The following is a 3,800-nucleotide window of genomic DNA, read 5'->3' as shown; positions in this document are numbered from 1 at the left end:
CTCCCAGCCGCCGGCCTCGGCGCGGCGTGCGGCGACGACCTCGGCGCTGCGGGCCAGCGGCGCGATGCGCTGGGCCCGCGCGGCGGCCCGCACCAGGTGCAGCATCCGGTCGCGTACCTCCCCGGCGTCCTCGAACCGCTCCTGGCTGGCCAGCACATCCATGCGGCGGTGCAGGGCGGCCACCACCTCGCGCGCGTCACCGCAGATGACGCTGGCGACGCGCTCGACGACCTGGGCGTAGGACTCGACGTCCTGGGCGCCGGTGCACGGGGCGCCGCAGCGGCCCATCTCGGAGAGCGCGCAGCCCGAGGAGGTCGCCCGCAGGCTGAGCCGCTTGGTGCACTGGCGCAGCGGCACCACCTCGTGGACCGCGGCGATCGCCGCCTCGGCGGCGTGACGCGAGGAGAAGGGCCCGACGTAGCGGGCCCCGTCATCGCGCACCTCGCGCACGATGCTCAACCGCGGGAACGGCTCCACGGTCAGCTTGACCCACGGGGCGCGCTCGGGGTGGCGGGAGCGGCGGTTGTAGCGCGGCTTGTGCTCGGCGATGAGCCGAAGCTCGCGCACCTCGGCCTCCAGCGGCGTCTGGCACACCACCGGCGTGACGCTCTCGGCGATGCCGACCATCTCGGCCATGCGGGTGCGCTGCTCGGAGGCGGTGAAGTAGGTGCGCACCCGGGTGCGGATGTCGCGGGAGGTGCCGACGTAGAGCACCCGCCCCTTGCCGTCCTTGAACAGGTAGACCCCGGGGGAGTGCGGCAGGCCCTCGGCGAGGTGCCGCTTGCGCCGCTGCGCCGCGGACACCCGTGAGGAGAAGCTGCTCAGCTCCTCCAGGGTCAGCACCCCGAGGTTGCCGACCCGGGAGAGCAGCCCGTGGAGCACGTCGACCGTGGCGCGGGCGTCGTGCAACGCCCGGTGGTCGGGCGTGGTGGCCGCGCCGAACAGCCGCGCCAGCGTGCCGAGCTTGCGGTCGCGCGCCTCGTCCTTGGTGACCAGCTGGCGGGCCAGGTGGGCGGTGTCGACGACCCGGAAGCCCGGCCACTCGTGCCCGGTCAGCGCCGTCGCGGCCTTGAGGAAGGACACGTCGAACGGGGCGTTGTGGGCCACGAGCACACTGCCGCGGGCGAACTCGAGGAACGACGGGACGGCCGTGTCGATGCGTGGGGAGTCGGCGACCATGCGGTCGGTGATGCCGGTGAGCAGCGAGATGAATGCCGGGATCGGCTCGCCCGGGTTGACCAGCGTCTGGAACTCCCCGAGCACCTCGCCGCCGCGGACCTTGACCGCGCCGATCTCGGTGATGTGCGCCCCGGCGGGGCTGCCACCGGTGGTCTCGAGGTCGACCACGACGAACGTCACCCCCGCCAAGGGGGTGCCGAGCTCGTCGAGTGTGCCCTGGACGCCCTGCATGGCATGGACCGTATGCCGTGCCGCCGACAGGCCGTCGCGCGGCACGCGGGGACGGGCGTCCGGCAACCCCCGATGCCGTTCTGCCGATGCCGTTCCGGCGCTGCTGTTCCGCCGATGCTGTTCTGCCGGGGGTGCTCTCCCCGACGCCTTGAGGGCGGGGCGGGGCCGTGCCGGCGACCCGGGCCGGCCGCCGCCGTGCCTCGCCGGTCGCCAGGGGTGCGCGGGCAGGTGACGGGCGGGGAGAGCAGGTCGCGGGGCGTGGAGGCTGGCCACGGGCCGTGGAGAGCAGGCCCTGTCAGACCACGCTCCTACCGTGCTGGGCACGGGCAGGTCCGACCCTCGGGCTCGCCGACGAGAGCAGGGAGGAGGCCAGCGATGATCGTCGACTGTGACACGTGTCCCGTCCGGGACAGCCGGTGCGCCGACTGCGTCGTGACGGCCCTCACGGCCCCGTTGTCCGCCGACATGCCGCTGGACCGGCAGGAGCAGCGAGCGGTCGACGCGCTCGTTGCTGCGGGTCTGGTCCGCCCCGACCGCGTGGCCCGGCTGCGAGCCCGACGCGAGCCGTGGACGGGGGCACGGGCGGCGGTCTGACCGCACACATCCACGCCGCCTAGAGTGGCGCCCGTGACCCGGGCACCCCGCTGGAGGACAGCGACGTACCTGACCCTGGCGGTCCTCCTCCTGGCGGCCGTCGGCGCAGTCGGCGCGTTCGCGACCGGGCTGGTGCAGCTGCCCGGCATGGCTGCGCGCCCGGCGACGACACGTTCCTTGACCGCCAACGCCGCGGCGCCGGCGTCGGTGGACGCCGACGCGGCTCGTGTGCAGGCGCTGCGTTCCCTGCTGGACCAGCGGGCCGCCGCGGTCTCGACCCGCAACAAGGCTCGCTGGATGGCCACGGTCGACGACCCGCGCTCGGCCTTCGGCCAGCGGCAGTCCCAGGTCTTCGACAACCTCATGCGGCTGCCGTTGTCGCGCTTCCGGTTCGCCGACCCGGGCAACCAGCCGGCGCTGTCGCCCACCGGTGGGGACCGGCTCGGCCCCGGGGCGTGGGTGGCCAAGGTCCAGGGGGAGTGGGCGCTCGCCGGCTACGACCGCGGGTCCCGCACCTACGACGACTTCCTGACCGTCGTGCACCGGTCCGGGGGCTGGCGCCTGGCCGACGACCGGGACGGTGGCACCCAGCTGCAGGTGTGGGACCTGCCCGGGATGCGGGTGCTGCGCGGCACCAGCTCGATCATCATCGGCAACGCTCCCTCCGCCCGCATGGACGCCTACCGGATACAGGCCGATGGCGGAGTGGCCCGGGTCAACGCCTTCTGGGGCACTGGGTGGGCTCGTCGGGTCGTCCTGGTCACGCCGTCGACGTCCGCCGAGTTCGCGGCGCTGCTCAACCGCGACCGCACCGGGCTGGACCAGGTGGCGGCCGTGACCGAGGGGCCGATCACCCGGGGTGAGCCCGCGCACGCCGACCGGGTGGTGGTCAACCCTGCGGCGTGGAGCCGACTGGCGGCTCTGGGCCGCCGGGTCGTGATCACCCACGAGCTGACCCACGTGGCGATCCGGTCGTCCACCACAGGTCAGGTCCCGATCTGGCTGTCCGAGGGGACGGCCGACTATGTCGGCTACTCCGGCCTGGGCCTACCGCGTCAGCGGGTCGCGTCCGAGCTGCTCACCCGGGTCCGCCAGGGCAAGGGCCCGACCCGCCTGCCGACGGCGGCCGACTTCGACCCGACGCGCAGCACCATCGCGCCGAGCTACGCGGCGGCCTGGCTGGCGTGCTCGCGCATCGCCGACACCTGGGGACAGGCGCGGCTGGTCGCCTTCTACCGCGCGGTGGCCCGGGCGACCGCCGGTGGCCAGGACCCCGACGCCGCGGCGGCCTCCGCCTTCCGGACCGTGCTCGGCACGACCCAGCAGCAGTTCACCCGGGACTGGCAGTCGTCCCTGCGCGAGCTGGCTCGGACGTGACTGGCCCGGACGTGACTGGCCCGGACATGACTGACCCGGACATGACTGACCCGGACCTGACCGGCCCGCAGCTGACGGGCTCAGGGGTGACCGGCACCGCCACGACCCACGAGGAGCGGGACCGCCGCGGGCTCGCCGTGGGGACCCTGCTCGGGGTCCTGCTGCTCGCGGCCGGTATTGCGGTCCTGACGCCCTGGCACCCCCTCGGGGCGGACGTGCCTGTCCACCCCGACGTGCGCCAGGGGTTCACCGCGGCCGAGGTGCAGCGCGCCGCGGCCTTCCGGGACGCCCTCGGCGCGTGGCCCTACGTCGCGCTGGTACTCGCCGTCGCGGTGCCCTGGGTGGTGTTCGCCGTGCTCGGCCGCCCGCGTCGCCGACCCGCACGCCCGTCCGCCGCGCCCGTGCCCGCCGCGCCCGCC

Annotated in this window: 4 protein-coding genes; 3 read left to right on the top strand and 1 reads right to left on the bottom strand. The window is 74.8% G+C overall.

Annotated features, from left to right (window positions below):
* Positions 1–1,410: DEDD exonuclease domain-containing protein (locus VF825_RS18870; RefSeq protein ID WP_331116288.1), on the bottom strand; the 1,410-nt coding region annotated here is incomplete at its 3' end.
* A gap of 375 nt (positions 1,411–1,785) precedes the next feature.
* Between VF825_RS18870 and VF825_RS18865 the strand changes: the two genes are divergently transcribed.
* The 3 genes from VF825_RS18865 to VF825_RS18855 form a co-directional block, all read left to right on the top strand.
* The gene (locus VF825_RS18865) at positions 1,786–2,004 is read left to right on the top strand and encodes a hypothetical protein (protein WP_331116286.1); all 219 of its coding nucleotides are present in this window, start codon (positions 1,786–1,788) and stop codon (positions 2,002–2,004) included.
* A gap of 33 nt (positions 2,005–2,037) precedes the next feature.
* Positions 2,038–3,381: a hypothetical protein gene (locus tag VF825_RS18860; protein ID WP_331116284.1), complete on the top strand. Its 1,344-nt coding sequence runs from the start codon at positions 2,038–2,040 to the stop codon at positions 3,379–3,381.
* Between the two features lie 41 nt (positions 3,382–3,422).
* The coding region (locus tag VF825_RS18855) for a hypothetical protein (protein WP_331116282.1) at positions 3,423–3,800 on the top strand (378 nt) is incomplete at its 3' end.

It is taken from the genome of Oryzihumus sp. (genome assembly GCF_036391795.1).
GTDB lineage: Bacteria > Actinomycetota > Actinomycetes > Actinomycetales > Dermatophilaceae > Oryzihumus.
The sequence above is the reverse complement of the archived record's forward strand: the minus strand, read 5'-3'. Positions and strand labels throughout refer to the sequence as shown.

What these genes read in the sequence shown, in the direction of transcription:
- VF825_RS18865 (WP_331116286.1), top strand. Translation starts at nt 1,786, where the DNA reads ATGATCGTCGACTGTGACACGTGTCCCGTCCGGGACAGCCGGTGCGCC.